This window comes from Roseateles depolymerans, assembly GCF_003387155.1.
GTDB lineage: Bacteria > Pseudomonadota > Gammaproteobacteria > Burkholderiales > Burkholderiaceae_C > Roseateles > Roseateles depolymerans.
The window spans coordinates 128,391-146,547 of sequence record NZ_QUMT01000006.1 but is presented as its reverse complement, the minus strand read 5'-3'; the positions used below and the strand labels follow the sequence as shown (position 1 = coordinate 146,547).

13 protein-coding genes are annotated in these 18,157 nt (G+C 67.4%); 7 read left to right on the top strand and 6 right to left on the bottom strand.

Features of this window, described 5'->3' with window-relative positions; all coding sequences use genetic code 11:
* Positions 1-60 precede the first annotated feature (60 nt).
* Positions 61-2,760, bottom strand: coding sequence for a TonB-dependent receptor (locus DES44_RS22620; RefSeq protein WP_058934392.1), 2,700 nt, complete (start codon positions 2,758-2,760; stop codon positions 61-63).
* Positions 2,761-3,211: 451 nt separating this feature from the next.
* On the opposite strand from DES44_RS22620, the gene DES44_RS22615 reads away from it, so the two are divergent.
* From DES44_RS22615 to DES44_RS22590, 6 genes are all read left to right on the top strand, one after another.
* The gene (locus tag DES44_RS22615) at positions 3,212-4,483 is read left to right on the top strand and encodes a cyanophycinase (protein ID WP_058934393.1); all 1,272 of its coding nucleotides are present in this window, start codon (positions 3,212-3,214) and stop codon (positions 4,481-4,483) included.
* A 2-nt stretch (positions 4,484-4,485) separates the two neighbouring features.
* A complete protein-coding gene (locus DES44_RS22610) occupies positions 4,486-5,604 on the top strand; it encodes a succinylglutamate desuccinylase/aspartoacylase family protein (RefSeq protein ID WP_058934394.1) in 1,119 nt (372 codons plus the stop codon).
* 124 nt (positions 5,605-5,728) lie between these two features.
* On the top strand, positions 5,729-7,240 hold the full coding sequence (locus tag DES44_RS22605; RefSeq protein WP_083525436.1) for a YfcC family protein: 1,512 nt from the start codon (positions 5,729-5,731) through the stop codon (positions 7,238-7,240).
* A 43-nt stretch (positions 7,241-7,283) separates the two neighbouring features.
* Positions 7,284-8,486, top strand: a complete 1,203-nt coding sequence (locus DES44_RS22600) for a GlxA family transcriptional regulator (protein WP_083525437.1) — start codon at positions 7,284-7,286, stop codon at positions 8,484-8,486.
* Positions 8,483-9,643 (top strand): arginine N-succinyltransferase, encoded by a 1,161-nt coding sequence (gene astA, locus DES44_RS22595; protein WP_058934396.1) that lies wholly within the window; start codon positions 8,483-8,485, stop codon positions 9,641-9,643. The genes DES44_RS22600 and astA overlap by 4 nt, the downstream gene beginning before the upstream one ends.
* A gap of 46 nt (positions 9,644-9,689) precedes the next feature.
* On the top strand, positions 9,690-10,514 hold the full coding sequence (locus DES44_RS22590; protein ID WP_058934397.1) for an arginine N-succinyltransferase: 825 nt from the start codon (positions 9,690-9,692) through the stop codon (positions 10,512-10,514).
* Positions 10,515-10,552: 38 nt separating this feature from the next.
* Here DES44_RS22590 and DES44_RS22585 read toward each other — a convergent pair whose 3' ends face one another.
* A complete protein-coding gene (locus DES44_RS22585) occupies positions 10,553-12,250 on the bottom strand; it encodes an aspartyl protease family protein (RefSeq protein WP_170156732.1) in 1,698 nt (565 codons plus the stop codon).
* 367 nt (positions 12,251-12,617) lie between these two features.
* On the opposite strand from DES44_RS22585, the gene DES44_RS22580 reads away from it, so the two are divergent.
* Complete coding sequence (locus DES44_RS22580) at positions 12,618-13,106, top strand: VOC family protein (protein WP_058934399.1); 489 nt, start codon at positions 12,618-12,620, stop codon at positions 13,104-13,106.
* A gap of 101 nt (positions 13,107-13,207) precedes the next feature.
* Here the strand turns inward: DES44_RS22580 and DES44_RS22575 are convergent, their stop codons facing one another.
* From DES44_RS22575 to DES44_RS22560, 4 genes are all read right to left on the bottom strand, one after another.
* The gene (locus DES44_RS22575; protein WP_058934400.1) at positions 13,208-13,939 is read right to left on the bottom strand and encodes a GAF domain-containing protein; all 732 of its coding nucleotides are present in this window, start codon (positions 13,937-13,939) and stop codon (positions 13,208-13,210) included.
* A gap of 51 nt (positions 13,940-13,990) precedes the next feature.
* Positions 13,991-14,425, bottom strand: coding sequence for a response regulator (locus tag DES44_RS22570; protein ID WP_058934401.1), 435 nt, complete (start codon positions 14,423-14,425; stop codon positions 13,991-13,993).
* Positions 14,426-14,590: 165 nt separating this feature from the next.
* Complete coding sequence (locus DES44_RS22565; protein WP_058934402.1) at positions 14,591-16,261, bottom strand: phosphoethanolamine transferase; 1,671 nt, start codon at positions 16,259-16,261, stop codon at positions 14,591-14,593.
* A gap of 96 nt (positions 16,262-16,357) precedes the next feature.
* Entirely contained in the window at positions 16,358-17,977 is a 1,620-nt protein-coding gene (locus tag DES44_RS22560) for a response regulator (protein ID WP_058934403.1), read from the bottom strand.
* Between the last annotated feature and the right edge of the window lie 180 nt (positions 17,978-18,157).

The following is an 18,157-nucleotide window of genomic DNA, read 5'->3' as shown; positions in this document are numbered from 1 at the left end:
TGCTGCTTCTACGGGTCGTCCGCCCGGCTGGATCACCCCCAGTCCGCTGGAAGCCCCGCTTTACTTGAACGACAGGTTCACACTGGCGTAGAAGGTCCGGCCGCGCGGGTCGGTGTAGGTGGGGTCATAGGTGGAGAGGAAGTAGTAGCTCTGGTTGGAGAACGGCGGCGCGGTATTGGCCAGGTTCTGGATGCCGGCTCGCACGCGCAGCATGCGGTTGATGCGCCAGGCCCCGGACATGTCCCACAGCGAATAGGCCTTGACGCGGCGGGGCGCCGTGTCGGGCAGATAGCTGTCGTCCTGGTAGCCGCTGTAGAAGGTGTTGCCCAGGGTGACATTGAAGTCCCCATATTCCCAATCCAGCGAGGCCCGATGGCGCCAGCGCTGGATGACCTGGTCATTCAGGAAGCGGCCCAGGTTGCTCACATACGGCTCCAGCGGTCCGAACTGGCGCTTGTACTCCAGCACGTAGGTGCCGCTCAGGTTCAGGCCGAATCGGCCCCAGGCGGTGGGGCTGCTGCGAACGTTGGCTTCCAGGTCCAGCCCCGAGGTCTTGAGCCGGCCCTGGTTCTCCTTGCGCAGGATGATGGTCGGCTCGTCGAACTCGTCGCGCTCGATGTAGGCCGCATAACGCTGCGGGTTCTCCAGAATCGTCTTGCCGTTCAGGTCGCTGATGACGTCCCGCTTCTTGATCAGCCAGTAGTCGAGGCTGACGCTCATGTCGCGGGCCGGCTCGAACACCACGCCGGCCGAGAACTGCTGCGAGCGCTCCGGCTTCAGGTCGGGATTGGATTCCTTGCGGGTGGCCCACTGGTCGAAGGTGTCCAGCACCGGGTCGTAGAGGAAGGCGGGGCTGGAGCCATAGCTGGTGGGGCGATAGAGCTCGCTGAACGACGGTGCGCGAAAGCCCGTGCCGGCCGAGGCCCGCAGCAGCAACTGGCGGCTGGGCTGGTAGCGCAGGCCCAGCTTGGGATTGGTGGTGTTGCCCACGCCCTGGTAGTGGTCGAAGCGCAAGGCGGCCTGCACCTCCAGGGTCTTGAGCAGCGGTGCGCTCAGCTCGGTGTAGGCGGAGGCGATGTTGCGGCGGTTGCTCGTGGCCTTGAGCGACGCGTCCGCCTCGCCGGGTGCCAGCGAGCTGTCCCGGTCGCCGCCGATGTTGTTGGACACCAGCAGCGCCGACGGGGTGAAGGACTGTGTCTCACGACGCAGCTCCGCGCCCAGCGCCATGCCCAGCGGTCCGCCGGCCAGCTCCATCAGCGAGCCGGTGAGCTTGGCATCCACGCCCTGCGTCGTGCCGCTGGATTTGCGAGCGACGTCGTTGACCCGGATGCTGTCGATCACCGCCTTGCCGGCGTCCGACGACGGGCCGAAGGGATTCACATCGCCCGACTTGATGGCGGCATCGAGCTTGTCGAAGAGGAAGTAGCCGTTGACGTATTTGTCCTGCGACTTGTTCTTGGCATAGCTCGCGGCCAGCGAGTAGTCCCAGTCATTGGCGAAGGTGCCGGTCAGGCCCGCCACATACCGCTCGGCATCGCTGGTGACTTCGTTGGAGCGGTTGCCCAGCTCGGTGGCCCGCATGCGGATGTCCACCGTGCCGTTGTAGTTGATGGGGCGCTGCAGGTTGCGATTGAGCGCTGCGACGCTGACCCCGGTGAAATTCGTCGGGTTGGGCGACAGCACATAGGTGGTCTCCGCCCGGCTGCGCAGCACTTCCAGGAAGGCCTGGCTGCGGTCGTTGATCTTCAGCACGCCGCGGCCGAGGAAGCTGGTCTTGCTGGCGTCCGGATAGATCTCGGTGTCGGCCATGTAGTCATAGCCGCAGGTCTGCGTGCCCGGCGTGAAGACGCTGGCGGGCGGGTTGCAGTCCGGCGCGAACAGGTTGATGTTGCGGTCGGTAAAGGGCTGGCCGCTGATGGAATACCCGGCCGCATTGATGGCCGCCAGCTGCGCCGCACGGGTCGCCGCGGAGCCTGACAGCCGCAGGTTGGCCGGATAGGGGCGGGTGGACATGTAGTAGGGCAGCAGCTCGGACAGCGGCCGCTCGCGCAGGAACTTGCGCTGGGTGGAGCGCAGCGCATCGAGCTTTTGCACATCCAGCACGCCGAAGACGTTGAAGCCGGCAGCGGCCAGGTCGCCATATCCGCCGGACACCGAGGCCGCCCGCTTGCCCGCACCGCCTTCGTCGGTGCCGGCGGCATACACATTCAGGTCGACGCCACGATAGTCCTTGCGGGTGATGAAGTTGATGACGCCGCCGATGGCATCGGTGCCGTAGATGGCGGACGCGCCGTCCTTGAGGATTTCCACGCGCTCGATGGCGCCGGCGGGGATGTTGTTCAAGTCAACGCCAGCACTGTCGCCCGGCGATGCGAAATTGGCCAGGCGCCGGCCATTGAGCAGCACCAGCGTGCTGGAGACACCAATGCCGCGCAGGTTGGCCCCATTGAAGCCGCGCTGGCCGCCGTTGTTGTCGCTGATGCTGGCGCCGTCGGTCAGGCCGGCGGCATTGCCGCTGATGTTGCGCATCAGCTCGGCGGCGGTGGTGGCGCCGGTCTTGGCAATGTCTTCCCGCCGCACGGTCTGCACCGGCAGCGCGGTTTCGCCTTCCAGCCGCTTGATGCTGGAGCCGGTGATCTCCACCCGTTCCAGCGTCTGGCTGTTGCCCTCCTGGGCATGGACGGCGGCGGCGGTGGACAGCAGAAGCAGGGCGGTGGCCTGGGCGATGGCGTGCGGACGCAAAACCTTGGTGATGACCATGACGAACTCGGGTAGTTGGGGGGGCTCAGGCCGGCGCCGTGCCGTCCTTGCGATGCACTCTAGAAGTCGGTGTCCACCGCGACACATCGGGTTTTGGTGAGGCCGTCGCTCCAACGCAAGACGGCGTCGCTTCGCTGCAAGCGGCGCGACAACGGCCCCGCAGCCGCGTCGTGGCCTGCACCACCTGCTTGCAGCATTGCGACAAAGCCTTGCAGGGAATTCACCACTCAGGTGCAACCCTGTCTGCATTCCCCCGGCGCGGTTGCACCATGGGGCCATGCACATCTCTTGCAGTTCTTTGTGGAGCGCCCGGCGGTCAACGGCCGGTGCTGATCTTGGCGGCGTGCGGCGTCTCAGCTCGCAGCGCACGGGGCATGACTTGCGGTGCTCGTCGCGGTGCTCCTCGTGGGGCTCGTCATGGCGCTTGTCGTCGGGCTCCTCGTGGGCCCCATTGCGGCATCGTGCCCGGTGGGCGCTGGGTGCGGCGCTGCTGCTGGGCAGCACGCTGGCGCAGGCGCAGACCGCCGTCGTCATCGGCGGTGCGCTCAAGTTCGACAACGACAGCGTGTGGCAACGCGTGGTGGATGAAGCCGGTGGGCCGCAGGCGCGCTTCGTGGTCTTCGGCACGGCGGCGGCCAATCCCGCGCGCTCGGCAGCCCAGATTGTGGAGGCGCTGAACCGGCGAGGAGCCAGGGCCGAGGCCCTGGCCATCACGCCGCAACTGCCCGCGGATCAACTGGCTGCCGCGCTGCGCGACCCGGTCCTGCTGGACAAGGTCCGGTCGGCGCGCGGCGTGTTCTTCTCAGGCGGCGCGCAGGAACACATCACCGCCACCTTCCAGCCTGGCGGCAAGCCCACGCCGATGCTCGATGCCATCTGGGACGTCTATCGCCGCGGCGGCGTGGTGGCCGGCACCAGTGCGGGCGCGGCCATCATGAGCCGCGTGATGTTCCGCGATGCGCAGGATGTGATGGAGGTGCTGGGCGGACAACTGCGACCGGGCCGCGAGATCGACCAGGGGCTCGGATTCGTCGGGCCGGACCTGTTCATCGACCAGCACTTCCTCAAGCGAGGCCGCATCGGCCGCATGCTGCCGCTGATGGTGGCGCAAGGCTTGCGCGTGGGGCTGGGCATCGAGGAAAACAGCGCGGCGGTCATCAAGGGCCATCAGGCCGAGGTGATCGGCGCACGCGGCGCCTTGTTCGTGGACCTTCGCGACGCCCGCACCGACAGCACCCTGGGCGCCTTCAATCTGCAGAATGCGCGGCTCAGTTACCTGGAGCGTGGGGACCGGATCGATCTGAAGACCGGTGTGGTCACTGCGTCCGAGGCCAAGCGCAGCAGCAGCCCGATCGATCCTGCCGCATCGGACTTCAAACCCTATTTCAAGAACGAGCCGTTTTATCCGGACATCCTGGGCGACAACACCATCGCGCAGGCCATGGCGCAACTGCTCGACAGCCCGGCCTCCGAGCTGCGGGGACTCGCCGCACGGCTGGGGCCGCAGGGTGAGGTGCGGGGGCAGCCCGGTTTTGAGTTCCGCCTGTACAAGGGTCCGGGCACCCGGGGCTGGTTCACCGGCGCCTTCGGCGGCGAGGACTACACCGTGGTGAACGTCCACCTGGACGTGCGGCCGGTGCGGGTGAACAGCCCCCTGTACGTCCCGATCGTGGCGCCACAGGGCGCTCCGCTGCCGGCCTCGTCGCCGACCGGGAGGCCTTGAGCATGGAAGTCCGTGACCATGAATTGCCTGGCGCCTCGCGCGGCACCCGGCGTGTGGTGACCAGCCTGCATTTCGGCCAGCGCATGAGCGGGCGCAAGGTCTATCTGCAGGCCTCGCTGCATGCGGACGAGGTTCCGGCCATGCTGGTGGCCCACCATCTGCAGGCCATGCTCCAGGGCCTGGAGGAGACCGGGGCCATTGCCGGGGAAATCGTGCTGGTGCCGATGGCCAATCCGATCGGGCTGTCCCAGACGGTGCAGGGCAGCCACTTCGGGCGCTTTGACCAGGCCTCCGGCATCAACTTCAATCGACAGTTCCAGCATCTGACGGCGCGTATCGCGGAGCGGGTGCAGCCGCTGCTGGGGCCGGATGCAGCGATGAACACGCAATGGGTGCGCGAGGCGGCGCAGCAGGTGCTGGCCGATCTTTCCCCGCAGACCGAGACCGAGGCGCTCAAGCAGTTGCTCCAGCAGTTGGCCGTGGATGCCGACATTGCGCTGGACCTGCACTGCGACCATCAGGCCTGTCTGCATGTGTATGCAGGCACGCCGCAGGCGTCCACCGCACGGCTGCTGGCGCAGCGGCTGGGGGCCAAGGCGCTGCTGCTGTGCGAATGCTCGGGGGACGATCCCTTCGACGAATCGCTCTCTCGCCACTGGTGGGAACTGCCTGAGCGCTTCGGGCCAGAGCATCCGCTCACGGCCGGCTGCTTTGCGGCGACCGTGGAGTTGCGCGGGGAGACGGACGTGGAAGATGGCTTGGCCGTCCAGGACGCCCAGGGCCTGATCGAGTTTCTGCAGGACACCGGCCATGTCGCGGGACCGGCGGCGATGCTGCCTGCCCCGCGCTGCGCGGCCACGCCTCTCGCGGGCGTGCAGCCGCTGGTGGCGCCGGGCAGCGGCATTCTGGTCTTCCTGCGGCAGCTCGGTGAGCGGGTGGCGGCCGGCGATTGCGTCGCCGAGATCGTGGACCCGGCCAGCCGCCTGCGCGTGCCCGTCCGGGCGGAGGTCGACGGGGTGCTGTTTGCCCGGATCGCACGGCGCTGGGTCACGCGCGGCATGCGGCTGGCCAAGATCGCCGGGCCGACGCCGTATCGGGCGGGGCCGTTGCTGTCACCTTGATGGGAGGGGCTCTTGCGGGGCTCGGCGCGTGAGGCGCTCCCGTTCACGCTGATGTCGTCCCATTGCCTTGTCACTGTCCCCTCTCTGGTCCCTCCCAATCCATTGACCGCCTTCCAGGTGCCCCATGACGCCACCCACCCTGCACGCCGCGTCCACGCCGCCGTCCTCGATCTCCGCGTCCGCCGCTGGTGACCCACCACGGCGCATCGACGCGGGCCAGCCCCCGCCGTCCTTCCTCCGTCGGCTGAAGCTGCCCAACACCTTCGTGTTGATCTTCGGCCTGCTGGTGCTGATCGCGCTGCTCACCTGGTTCGTGCCCGGCGGCAAGTACGCCACGGTCATGGTGGACGGCAAGCCGGTGATCGACCCCAGTTCCTATCAGGCTGTGCCCAGTCATCCGCAGGGGCCAGCCGCGGTGTTGATGGCACCGATCAAGGGCTTTGTGGAAGCGGGACTGATCATCGGCTTCGTGCTGATCGTGGGCGGCGCCTTTGCAGTGCTGCAGGCCACCCAGGCCATCGATGCGCTGATCAAGTCGGTGGCGAAAGCGCATGAACGCTCCGCCCTGGTGCGGGCGCTGCTGATCCCCGGCTTTGTCGGGCTGTTCTCGCTGGGCGGGGCGACCTTCGGCATGGCGGAGGAAGCCATTCCTTTCGTGCTGATCTTCGTGCCGCTGGCGCTTGCCCTGCGCTACGACACCTTCATCGGCGTGGCCATCCCGTTTGTTGGGTCCCAGGTGGGATTCGCCACCGCCTTCCTCAATCCCTTCAACGTCGGTGTGGCCCAGGGGCTGGCCGGGCTGCCGCTCTTCTCGGGGCTGGGCTACCGCTTCGTGTGCTGGGTGCTGTTCACCGGCGTCACCATTGCCTTCCTGATGTGGCATGCGGCCCGCATTCGTCGGCATCCGCAGGCCAGCGCCTGTTTCGAGGACGACCAGCAGCGCCGCGCCGACCTGGACCTGGCGGCCATGCGCGCCTTCACCGGCATCCAGATGCGGCAGCGCCTGGTGCTGCTGGCCTTTGCCGGCACGCTGGTGACGATGATGGTGGGCGTGGTGAAGTACGGCTGGTACATCGAGGAGATTGCCGCCGTCTTCCTGGCGATGGCCATCCTGGTGGGCGTGCTGGCCCGCATGGGCGCCGAGTCCTGGGTGCAGCACTTCCTGGCCGGGGCCAAGGACCTGGCAGGGACGGCGCTCGTGATTGCGCTGGCCAAGGGCACGGTGGTGCTGATGCGGGACGCGCAGATCATCGACAGCCTGCTGCACAGCCTGGCGCCGCTGGTGGCGTCCGAGCATGCGACGCTGTCGCTCTACAAGATGTTCGGCATCCAGTCCGTCATCAATTTCTTCATCCACAGCGGGACCGGCCAGGCCGCGCTGACCATGCCGGTGATGGCGCCGCTGAGTGACCTGGTGAATGTCAGCCGTCAGAGCGCCATCCTGGCCTTCCAGTTTGGAGAACTGACCACGCCCATCATCCCGACCTCCGGCATCACCGTGGGGGTGCTGAGCCTGGCCCGCATTCCATTCGGCCGCTGGGTGCGATGGATGCTGCCCTTGCAACTGGCCTTCGTGGTGCTGGCGCTGATCATGCTGGCCGTGCCGATGCTGGCCCCGCAATGGGTGGGATGGTGAGTACCGCGGCCGCGCTACAGTGCGGCGTGCATGCTGCCCGCCCATGAGTGACTCCCGCTACGCCCCGACCGCGGCCCTGGTTCTGCCAGGGTGTTCGGCATTGGCGTTGGGCGCGGCGCTGTCCACGCTCCAGGCCGTGGCCGATCTGCTCGACCAACCCTATCTGCTGGCGCCGCGGGTGGTGTCGCTCCGGGGCGGCGCCATGACCGGCAGTGCCGGCCTGCGGGTGGAGACCGAGCCGCTGCGGGTCGAGTCGCCCTGGGGGCTGATGGTGCTGGTGGGGCAGGAAGCCCATATCGACATTGGCTTTGATGGGGCCGGACTGGCGCCGTCGGACAGCGGCCCGATGATCGACGCGCTGCGCAGTCTGGCGAGCCAGGGCTGCACCCTGTGCGCCAGCGGCAGCGCGGTGAGTCTGCTGGCTCAGGCGGGGCTGCTGGATGGCCTGCGCGCGGCCTGCCCGTGGAGCAGCGCGGAAGCGCTTCAAGCCGAATATCCGCAGGTGCTGTGGACGACGCAGCTGTGGACCAGTGCGACGGCCCACATCGCCGCTGCGGGCACCCATGTCGGAGCGATGGGATCCCAAGTCGGCGCTTCAGGGATCCACGCCGGCTCCGCAGGCATCCATGCCGGATCTGCGGCTCCCCATGGCGGATCCGCGGGCACCCATGCAGGCGCTGCTGTCAGTCACGTCAGCTCGCCCGCAGCGCCTGGCACGCTCGTGCTAACTGCCACCAGCGGCACTGCGCTGATCGACGCCTTGCTGGCCTGGATCGGAGAGCGTCATGGCGACCACCTGCTGCCCGACCTCGCCCCGCTGCTGGGCCTGGAGCGGGGCCGGCCCGGTGATGAATCCCAGCCGCGTCCCAACCGCCTGAGCCAGACCGCCAGCCCCAAGCTGAGGGAGGCCCTGGCGCTGATGGAAGCCAACCTGGGCGAGCCGCTTCCCACCGAGGACGTGGCCCGGCTGTGCGGCGTGTCCCGCCGTCAGCTCGAGCGCCTGTTCAAGCGGCATCTCGACACGCTGCCCTCCCGCCATTACCTGGAGTTGCGGCTTCAGCGGGCGCGCCGGCTGCTGCTGCAGAGCGGCCAGTCCATCCTGCAGGTGGGGCTGAGCTGCGGGTTCTCGTCGGGACCGCATTTTTCCAATGCCTACAAGGCCCGCTTCGGCCGTACGCCCCGCGAGGAACGCTCGCCCGGCGGACCGACCGAGGCCTCCGCCCGTGATCCAGGAGAGGGTTCATGAATCCGCAAGACCTGTGGCTGCGCCCGGCGGGCGTGGCCGATCTGCCGGCGCTGGAGCGGATTGCCGCCTCCAGCGTGCACGGCATCGGCTCGCTGCCCAAAAACCCGCAGCGGCTGCTGCGACGGCTGGAACTGGCCGAGCAGTCCTTCCAGTCCGAAGACGTGGCCAGCGGGGAGGAGTCCTACCTGTTCCTGCTGGAGTGGCAGGGCAGGGTGATTGGCTGCAGCGGCATCGCCGCCAGCGCGGGATTCCGGGAACGCTTCTACAGCTACCGCAATGAATTCATGGTGCATGCCTCCAAGGGGCTGCATGTGAACAAGCGGATGCACACGCTGCACTTGTGCCATGACCTCACCGGCTCGACGCTGCTCACGTCGTTCTTCATCGAACCCGAGTTCGAGGACACGGTGGCGCCGGAGCTCCTGTCGCGGGCGCGTTTGCTGTTCATCCGGCGCTTCGCGGATCGGTTCCCGGGTCCACGCGTGGCGGCCGAGATGCCCGGCATCTCCGATGGGGAGGGGCATTCGCCGTTCTGGTCGGCGGTGGGTGAGCGATTCTTCAAGATGAGTTATCCGGAGGCGGAGCGCGTCAGCGAGGGTCGCAGCCGGTCGCTGATTGCCGATTTGATGCCCCGCACGCCGGTGTATGTGGGACTGCTGCCGCCGGCGGCGCAGATGAGCATCGGGCAGTTGCATCCGGTTGGGCAGTTGCCCTTTGAGATCCTGTTCCGGGAGGGCTTTGAAGCGGATACCTACGTGGATGTGTTTGACGCCGGGCCGACGGTGGTGGCGCATCTGGACCAGATCGCCACGGTGCGCGCGGCGAGGAGCCTCACGGTGCAAGGGGCTGGGGCGGGGCAAGGTCCGCTTGATGGCGGAAGTAGCGGCTCGAATAAGGTCTCGAGTCAACGCCCGGGTCTTGACCAGGAGCGGCCAAGAGCGCAGGCCCGATCGGCCGATGCGCCTCCGGCCTGGGGCCTCATGGTGGCGGGAGACCGTTGCTCGTTCCGGGCCTGCCTGGGTCTGCTGCCGACGAGCGGGACTTTGCCGGCCGACAGCGAGGCGGCGCGGCGGCTCGGGGTGAAGGCCGGGGAGCGGGTGGACGTGACGCCGCTGCAACTGGACGATGTCGCGCAGGAGGACGGTGATGAGGCTTGAACGTGTGGACAGTCAGGCAGCGTGGCCGACCTCATGGCGCACTTTGATGAGCGGCTGGCGAAATCAGCTGGGCGAGCCGCTGTCGATGAGCCTGGGCGCGGGCCAGTCCTTGTGGGTGCTGGTGGACCCGGCGCGGGACCGGCCGCTCGCCTGTGCGCGGGTGGTGCCAGCGCTGCCTGCCGTCACGCTGCCACCGGCGCAGGCCAGTGCGGCCAGTGATGGACTGCGCTTCCATTTCCGAGTGGGCAAGCTGGTGCATGTCAGCGATGAGCTGCAGCTCTACAACCCGCAGCAGATTCTGCTGATGGGCAACGACCTGTGTGATGCCACCGAGATCACCGACCTGGCCGTGGACCCCGAGGCGCAGGAGGGGGCGCTGAAGCTGGGGCATCTGCTGCAGGCGATTGTGGGGGGATCGATGGGCTTGGCATCCCCGACGTCGGCGAGGTCAACGACGTCCACGGCGGCATCGGCGTCACCTGCGCTAGCGACGTCACCGGCACCTGAGGCGGTGCCAACGACCTTTTATGTGGAGCTGCAAGGCCACCGGGATCCGAAGGGACAGTCGCCGTTCTGGCGCGGGCTGGGCGAGCGGTTCCTGCCGGAGCAGGGCCAGGCGCCCGGCGTGGGGCCGAAGTGGCGACGCGATCTGGCCGACCTGCTGCCGGCGCTGCCGCTGTATGCGTCGCTGATGGATGACGCATCGTGCGGCTGTATCGGCCGCACCGGTCCGGCGGCGCAGACTGCGGTGGAGGCGCTGCAGGCCGCTGGATTCCGCGCCGGTGCCTACGTCAAGATCGACGATGCAGGGCCGTGCTGGCAGCGGGAGGTGGTGCCGGGAGTGGTGGCGCCACCGGTGACATCGGCCTGACCGCATCCCGCCCTGGTTTTGACGGCATCGATGCTCGCTCAGCTTGCCGGCCGCGTCCATGCCGGCGGCACCTCGAAGCCGGCGCGTTTCACCGCTTCGTCAATGCCAGGGCGCAATTGACGGGCCTTCTCCAGGTCTCGATCCGCGCTGACGTTGTCCTGCTGACGCCATTCGCTCAGCGCGCGCCCGAAGTAGGCCCAGCTCAGGCGGCCATCCTTTTCAATGGCCGCATTGAAGGCGCTGATCGCTTTGCTGGCATCGCCTTGTCGCAGGTAGACCCACCCCAGCGTCGAGTGGAACAGCGCCACGTCGCCATCTTTCTTCAGGGCACTTTGGCAGTCTTGCAGCGCATCGGCCAGTTCCGTGCCGGTGCGTGCGCGCAGCCAGCAGCGCTGGTTGAAAACCCGGGCCTGGCGGAGGTCGTTGCCATGGCTGGCCAGCCACAGCTGATATTGCCGCAGGGCGTCATCCTTCTGGTCCAGGCTGGCGTACAGGTCACCCATGTCGGCCCGCTCGCCGGCCGTGGGCGGCAATTGCGCGTCCAGTTGCCGCAGGTCGGCCAAGGCCGCTGCTCGGTCCGGCTTGGCGGCAATGAGTTCGGCGCGCAGCAGTCTGGCCGTATGGAGGGCCGGGTCCAGGCGCAGCGCTTCGCCCACATCGACCAGCGCCTCCTTGCTCTGTCGCAGGGCCTGATGCACCCGCGCCCGCGCGAGGCGGTATTGCGCTTCTTCCGGCTTCAGCGCAATGGCACGGTTCAGGTCCTCCAGGGCTTCCCGGGGCTTGCCCTGGGTCTGCAACGCCATTCCGCGTCGGGCCAAACCGTCCGCATCATCCGGCGCGATGGCGTCTGGCGTCAGGGCAAAACGGGTATCCCATTCAGTGCGAGCGGCGCCGGGGTACTGCGCGAAGACCCCGGTGCCATTCCAGGTAGCGTACACCTTGCCTTGCAGGCGCGACACATACACGCGGTGAGCGAGGAAGTAGTCCAGCCCCAGCAGCAGGTCGTAGTGGTCGTTTTCCACGTCGTCCACCAACAGCCGCTGGTGGGTGAGGGTCTCGCCGCCGATCTGGAAACTGTCGAAATCGGCCAGCCAGCGTCGTGCCTTGTCCTCGCCCAGGCCTGCGGCCCGCCCGAACGGCGTCATGGCGCCTTCCTGCAGGCCGGCCTTGCGGGCGGACGACAAAGCAATACTGGTGGACGGCGCGCCGGTGTCCATCAGCGCCGTCATCGGCACGCCATTGACCTTGACCTGCACCCGTGCGGCATCGCTTCCGCCACGGGGCTGGGGGGCGAACCGGGCGACGATGACGGGCGCGTCCTTGGCCCAGTAGGCCATGCTCACCGCTTCGCAGTCCCCCTTGGGAAAGACCAGGCGGACGATGCCGTGGGCCAGGTCGTATTCGGTGTCCCCGAGGGCCAGGATGTTGCGGCCCAGGATGCCCTGGATGCCGTTCCCATGCTCATGGCCGCCCACCACGAACAGCACGTTCTTCAGTTCCGCGCTGCCGAAGCCCAGCGTTTTCACCCAGGTCCGGTTGGCTTCCATGGAACCGGTGTGGCCATACATGTAGGTGCCGAAGGGCATCATGTGGAGCGTGAGCTTGAGTTGCTCGGCCGTGGCGGCGGGCAAGATGCTGACCGACGCACCGCTGTCCACCAGCATGTCCAGCGGCTGCCCGTTCACCGTGACCGTGGCCACCGCGCGGTGCTCCACCAGGCGTACCGGGAGCGTCATCGGCTCCATCTCGCAGTTTGCAGCCCGGGCCGCTGGGGCCACGCCCAGCAGGGTCGTTATCGCCGTGAGGGCCGTAAGTGCCCTTACGGCCCTTAGGACTGGCAGCAACTTCATCAAAGACAGCATCGGTTTCAACGTGATCTCCCTGATCTGAATGAAAGCGGTCGTCCGTGGCTGCCGCGGCTGCGCCATCACTGCGGATGGCTTGGGGGACAGACGGGCGTCACAGCGGGGCCTAGCATCGCATGACCGGACTGTTGCGAGCTACCTTCCGAAGGGGGGCTGCCGATGGGTGAGTGACGATCAGCGCCCATCCCAGGACACTCGCCGATGTCGGTTCGATCCAACCTGACAAGGAGACGCTTCCATGGCCACCGCCATCCCCAAGAACACCATCTGCCTCTGGTATGACGGCACCGCGCAGGAAGCGGCCGAGTTCTACGCCAGGACTTTTCCGGACAGCCGTGTGGACGGCGTCTTCCTGGCGCCCAGCGACTATCCCGCCGGCAAGGCGGGCGACGTGCTGACGGTGTCCTTCACCGTCTGCGGCATTCCCTGCATCGGCCTCAATGGCGGCCCGGCGTTCACCCATTCCGAGGCGTTTTCCTTCCAGATCGCCACCGACGACCAGGCCGAAACCGACCGTCTCTGGAACGCGATCCTCAGCAATGGCGGCCAGGCCAGCGCCTGTGGCTGGTGCAAGGACCGCTGGGGCCTGAACTGGCAGATCACCCCGCGGGTGCTCATCGAGGCCCTGGCCGATCCGGACAAGGCGGTGGGGCGCCGCGCCTTCGAAGCAATGATGTCGATGACGAAGATCGATGTCGCCGCCATTGAGGCGGCGGCGCGCGGCTAGTCGGATCCGCCTTCGTCACGCAGCGGGCACCGCGCTCACGCAGCAGGCACCGCGCTCACGCAGCAGGCACCACCATCGTCATGCAGCCGCGACCGCTCTCGTCAGGCAACCGGCACTGCCGACTCAGCCACCACACTGTCTCCCGACAGCTGCGCGGCCACGGCCACCACCAGGGCCAGCTCATCGCCCTGGAAGAAGCCGGTGTCAAAGGCCTCCGAGTCGAGGATGCCGATGACCTGACCTGCGGCATTGAACAGCGGCAGGCAGGCTTCGGCCTTCACCTTCGGATCGCAGGTGTAGTAGCCGCCGCCCTCGGCGACATAGGCCGCCACGTCGTTGATGATGCGGCCGCGCCCGCTCAGGCCGACGGCGCTGTTGTTGCTGCCCTGGGCAAAGGCTTCGGTCAGCGGAAACTCCGCCCGGCTCTCCGCGCCGAAATACGCCAGTTTCACCAGCACCGGCTCGCCGGCGGTGTTGGGCCGGGCCTGGTAGATGCCGAACCAGTGGCTGCGGCTGTGCTGCTGGTAGTAGGCCGTGACGGCGGTGGCGGTGGCCAGCAGGGCCTGGGTCTGCGCAGTGACACCGCCCAGGATGCGGGTCAGGTCATAGGGCTCTGCGGCCAGTTGTCCGAACAGGGAGCAGGCGCCGCCTTCCCCCAGCTCGGGCACCTGGAACTGCCACTTCACCGGCACGCCTGCCAGTGCCTGCGCCTGCGTGAGGGCCGCCAGCGCGGCCTGATGCTGGCGCACCTGCGCGGCAAACGCCGGCGAGCCGCTCACGGCCTCGAATTGCGCGGCCACGCCGCAACGGTCCCAATAGGTTTCAAACTGCATTTGGCTTTCTCTTGTCGTCCCCGCTCCGGCGTCCTGCCAGCGCGGCCTGGCTCATTCCACCAGAATGTTGCGGTGCTTCAGCGCCAGGTGAATCTTGTCCCCGATGGTGTCCTTGTTGAACGGCTTCACCACATAGCCGGTGGCGCCCAACTGAGCGGCCCGCAGGATGTCTTCCTTGCGGCCTTCGGCGGTCACCAGCAGGACGGGAATCTTCTGCAGCGGGTCGCCCTCCGGCCGGGTGCGCAGCGATTCCAGCATCTGGAAGCCGTTCATCACCGGCATGTTGACGTCGCTCAGCACGAAATGCACCGGCTCGCCAGAGCCCTGCGCGCCTTCCAGCACCCGCAGGGCGACCTTGCCGTCTTCCGCTTCCAGGATCTTCTTGAACCCCAGCTCGCGCAGCAGTCCGGAAATGATCCGGCGCATGGTGGCAAAGTCGTCCACCACCAGAAAGCAGAAGTCCTCGCGCTTGATCGTCGTCACCATGGTCGGCTCTCCTCTGGGGGGAATGCTAGCGCGAGCCCATGCCGGGGCCACCCACCCGCGGCGAGCAGCGGGCGCTATTTGGCGCAATTTGGCGATATTTGGTGCGATGCGACTCAGCCGGCGGCCGGGATGCTGCCGTCACAGCCGTCGGAGCCGTCGGAGCGATCAGCGCCGGCAGGCCCCCACCCAATCCCAGTCCTTGCGGTAGATCGAGGTCTGCACACCGGACAGGCTCAGCACGGTGTGATAGAGGCCGTCATGGGACATGGGCGTGTCGCGCCGGGCGGTCAGGCAGTCGCTGTCCAGGCGCTGGGCGGCCCGGGTGGACGGCGGCAGCCACAGGATCAGTGGCACATGCTTTTGCTGCACCGGGGCCAGTGCATACGGCATGCCGTGCAGGAACAGGTTGTTCTCGCCCAGCGACTCGCCGTGGTCGGACACATACAGCAGGCTGGGGTCGAAACGCGCTTGCTGACGGTCCAGCCAGCCAATGGCCTGGGCCAGCACATGGTCGGTGTAGGCGATGGAGTTGTCGTAGCCGTTGCGGACCTCCTCCAGCGGGCACTGCTGCAGCGCGCTGCTGCGGCATTCCGGCTGGAAGGGCTTGCGGTCAGGCGGCGTGCGCTTGAAGTAAGCCGGGCCATGGCTGCCCATCTGATGCAGCACCAGCACCACACCCTTGGCGACCCGCTGCGGGTCCAGTGCGGCAATGCGCGCATCCAGGTCATGCAGCATGGCTTCGTCGAAGCACTCACCGTCCGCGCCGCACAGACCGGCGGGCAGCGGGTGGTCCGCACGGGCCGGGTTGATGGCCTGGGCATTGGGCACGCGGTCACACACGCCCTTGCAGCCGGACTGGTTGTCCAGCCACAGGACGGCCAGGCCGGCCCGCTGCAGCACGTCCAGCAGGGTTTCCTGGTAGGTCGGACGGTCGACATACACCTCACGACCCAGGTGCGAGAACATGCAGGGCAGGGAGGCGGCGGTGCTGGTGCCGCAGGACGACACCTCCCGGTAGCTCAGCACCGGCAGCTTGGCGAGTTCAGGATTGGTTGGCTTGGCATAGCCGTTCAGCGAGAAATTCTCCGACCGGGCCGTCTCGCCCACCACCAGCATGACCAGCGGCGGCTTGGCGCCCGCTGGACGCGCTGCCAGCGTGGCATCCGCGCCCACCACTTCCGGCGGGCCCTTGGGCACTTTCTGCTTCTGCACACCCAGCGCCACCGTGGCCCAGATGGCATTGACCGGGCTCACCATCTTGGTCAGCATCTTGTGATTGCGCAGGGTGGAGGCGAGGTCGGCGGTCCGCAGTGCCCCCAGGCCGGCGCCCAGCCCCAGGGCCACGACCACCGACAGCAGGTTCCAGCCCAGGCGCTTGATCCAGCGCGTGTCCCTCACCGACTGGCGCCACAGCCAGATCATTGGCAGCACGCTTAGCACCAGCGCATTCACCAGCAGGCCCCAGCCCAGCAGGTCGCGGGTCTCGCGCACATCGGTCTGCAGCGCATTGGTGATCATGGTGCTGTCGATCACCACCCCATAGCTGCCGATGAAGTAGGCCAACGGCGCCGTCATGATCAGCATCAGCGACAGCAGCGGCTTGACCGCCACCCGCCAGGCCATCAGGCTGAACAGCGCGCCCAGCACCATCACCACCATGCCGGCGAACACGCCGATGAACAGGCGACCGCTGGCGCCGGCAAAGTCCGGCATATCCAGCATCCGCTGCCACAGGGGCCAGTTGCCCAGCAGTCCGATCCAGAGGGCGGTGGCCCAGGCCAGCGTGAGAGGGGATCGCTCGGCTTTCACGCGGCGGGTCAGGGAATCAGCAAGCATTGACTAAGGAAGACGTCTGAGCGATTAATGCTTGTAATTGGACCACCTGAAGATGCACTGAAGTCATTGGGTACACCCGGATAGACCGTGCGACCTTCACCCACGCAGTGCCATGCCGCCTGCGGCCCGGGCCGCCTTCAGGCCCTGGCTGCTGGTGCGTGCGTAACGGTCCTGCAGCTGCTGGATGCGGGGCTCCAGCACATCCGGGTCAGCGATGCGGTCCCGGTAGCGTCGAAGCACCAGCGCGGCCATGTCGATGAGTTTCGCATTCATTGTCTGCGCGCCCTGGTCCAGCAACAGCATGACCCCCAGACGGGCGTCACCGCGCATGGCGTGCCGCATCGCCGTTTCGGAGACGGCAAACACCCGGGCATGGGCGTCGCGCAGCAACTGCGTGGTGGGTTCGTGGCCTTCGGACATGCTGGCCATCACTTCGGTGGCTGACTTGGAGCTGCAAAAGCGCAGGCCCAGGCGCTGGGCCATGTCGTCCATTTCGGCCAGCTCGATGTCCTGCCGGCTCATGCGCACCCACAGCGCCAGCAGCAGGCTCGCCGACTCCAGGTCGAAGTCTTCATCGGGCAGCATGGCGGCAAACCGGCGGGCCAGGCTCAGCGCATCCGCCAGCCGCCGGTCCAGCAGCAGGCGAAGGCCCTGCAGCAGCAGGTCAAAGCGCTGCAGGCGGCGGTCTTTTGGGGCGCGGTCCATGCCCATCATCAGCGCATCCTGCGCGTACTTGAGGCCCTTGCTGTCCTTGGCGTCAAAGCGCATGAGAGCGATCAGGGCGACGCTGTGGAAGTCGAAGAGCTTGGACTTCAAGCCCTGCGCCACGCTGCGCTCGAGCATCTTCAGGGCTTCCGCCCGCTCGCCGGCATAAAAGGCAAGGGTGCCGCAGTGCTGCTGGCGGGAGAGACAGCCCGGGGTGAGGGTGGCGGCGGTCCGGTAGGTGGCCAGCGCGGCACTGATCTCGCCCTGGTCCATCTGCACCCGGCCCATCAGGTCGTAGGAGTCGGCCTGGTCCGGCAGCTCGCCGATGAGGGTCTGCAGGGTCCGCCGTGCGGCGCTGAGGTTGCCCGAGGCCACCTCGGTGCGGGCGACCCCCAGCCGGGCCCAGGGCACGGTGCGGGCGGCGATGATGGCCTCGTAGAGTTCGCGCGCCTGGTCATGCCGCTCCAGGCGCAGCAGCAGTTCGGCGCCGATGCGGGCGGCATAGAGCCAGTAGGCCGCGCGGCATTCGAAGCGGGCCAGGCACAGGTCGGCCGCCTTGCCGAAGTCCTTGCCGTCGATGGCCTCGAAGATGTCCTTGAGTTCGTGCTTGCGGTGACGGGCGCTGGCGAGCCGCTCGGCCAGTGCGGCGCTGGTATAGGGCTTGACCAGATAGGCGTCGAGCGCAGCCTCCGCGGCTTCGGCCACCTTGGCATAGGACGCCTCGCCGGTGACCATCACGAAGACGGTGGAGTAGGGCAGCAGTTGCTCGCGGCGCAGTTCGTCCAGCAGGTCCTGGCCCGACAGCTCCGAGCCGTCGAAGTAGTAGTCGCACAGCACGATGTCGTAGGGCTGTGTTTCCAGAATCACCCGCGCATCCCGCGTGCGGGTGGCCTGACGGACATGGCCCACGCCGAGCTCCCGCAATTGCGCCGTCATCAGGCTGCGCGAGGTCGCATTGCTGTCGATCACCAGCGCCTGGGTCTTGGCGAAAGCTCCGTTGGCGTAGCTCATGATGCAAAAAAGCCCACCGCGTCCAAGGCTGGACTCGGTGGGCTGTGGCGCCCGGGACGGCAGAAGCCGCGGGACGACTGACCGGAATGCGGGGTGGACATCACCATTGCATTGTCAGTCTGATGCCCGAGCTTGTTAGCCCGAGTTTGTGGGGGTGGGCCGGTCGAACTGTGCGCTGTT

Excerpts from the sequence above, each read along its gene's own strand:
- DES44_RS22605 (WP_083525436.1), top strand. The coding sequence starts at position 5,729 with ATGACGCCACCCACCCTGCACGCCGCGTCCACGCCGCCGTCCTCGATC.
- DES44_RS22620 (WP_058934392.1), bottom strand. The coding sequence starts at position 2,760 with ATGGTCATCACCAAGGTTTTGCGTCCGCACGCCATCGCCCAGGCCACC.
- DES44_RS22585 (WP_170156732.1), bottom strand. The coding sequence starts at position 12,250 with ATGACGCTCCCGGTACGCCTGGTGGAGCACCGCGCGGTGGCCACGGTC.
- DES44_RS22570 (WP_058934401.1), bottom strand. The coding sequence starts at position 14,425 with ATGGTGACGACGATCAAGCGCGAGGACTTCTGCTTTCTGGTGGTGGAC.
- DES44_RS22565 (WP_058934402.1), bottom strand. The coding sequence starts at position 16,261 with ATGCTTGCTGATTCCCTGACCCGCCGCGTGAAAGCCGAGCGATCCCCT.
- DES44_RS22560 (WP_058934403.1), bottom strand. The coding sequence starts at position 17,977 with ATGAGCTACGCCAACGGAGCTTTCGCCAAGACCCAGGCGCTGGTGATC.
- DES44_RS22590 (WP_058934397.1), top strand. The coding sequence starts at position 9,690 with ATGAGCGGCTGGCGAAATCAGCTGGGCGAGCCGCTGTCGATGAGCCTG.
- DES44_RS22575 (WP_058934400.1), bottom strand. The coding sequence starts at position 13,939 with ATGCAGTTTGAAACCTATTGGGACCGTTGCGGCGTGGCCGCGCAATTC.
- DES44_RS22600 (WP_083525437.1), top strand. The coding sequence starts at position 7,284 with ATGAGTGACTCCCGCTACGCCCCGACCGCGGCCCTGGTTCTGCCAGGG.
- DES44_RS22580 (WP_058934399.1), top strand. The coding sequence starts at position 12,618 with ATGGCCACCGCCATCCCCAAGAACACCATCTGCCTCTGGTATGACGGC.
- astA (WP_058934396.1), top strand. The coding sequence starts at position 8,483 with ATGAATCCGCAAGACCTGTGGCTGCGCCCGGCGGGCGTGGCCGATCTG.
- DES44_RS22610 (WP_058934394.1), top strand. The coding sequence starts at position 4,486 with ATGGAAGTCCGTGACCATGAATTGCCTGGCGCCTCGCGCGGCACCCGG.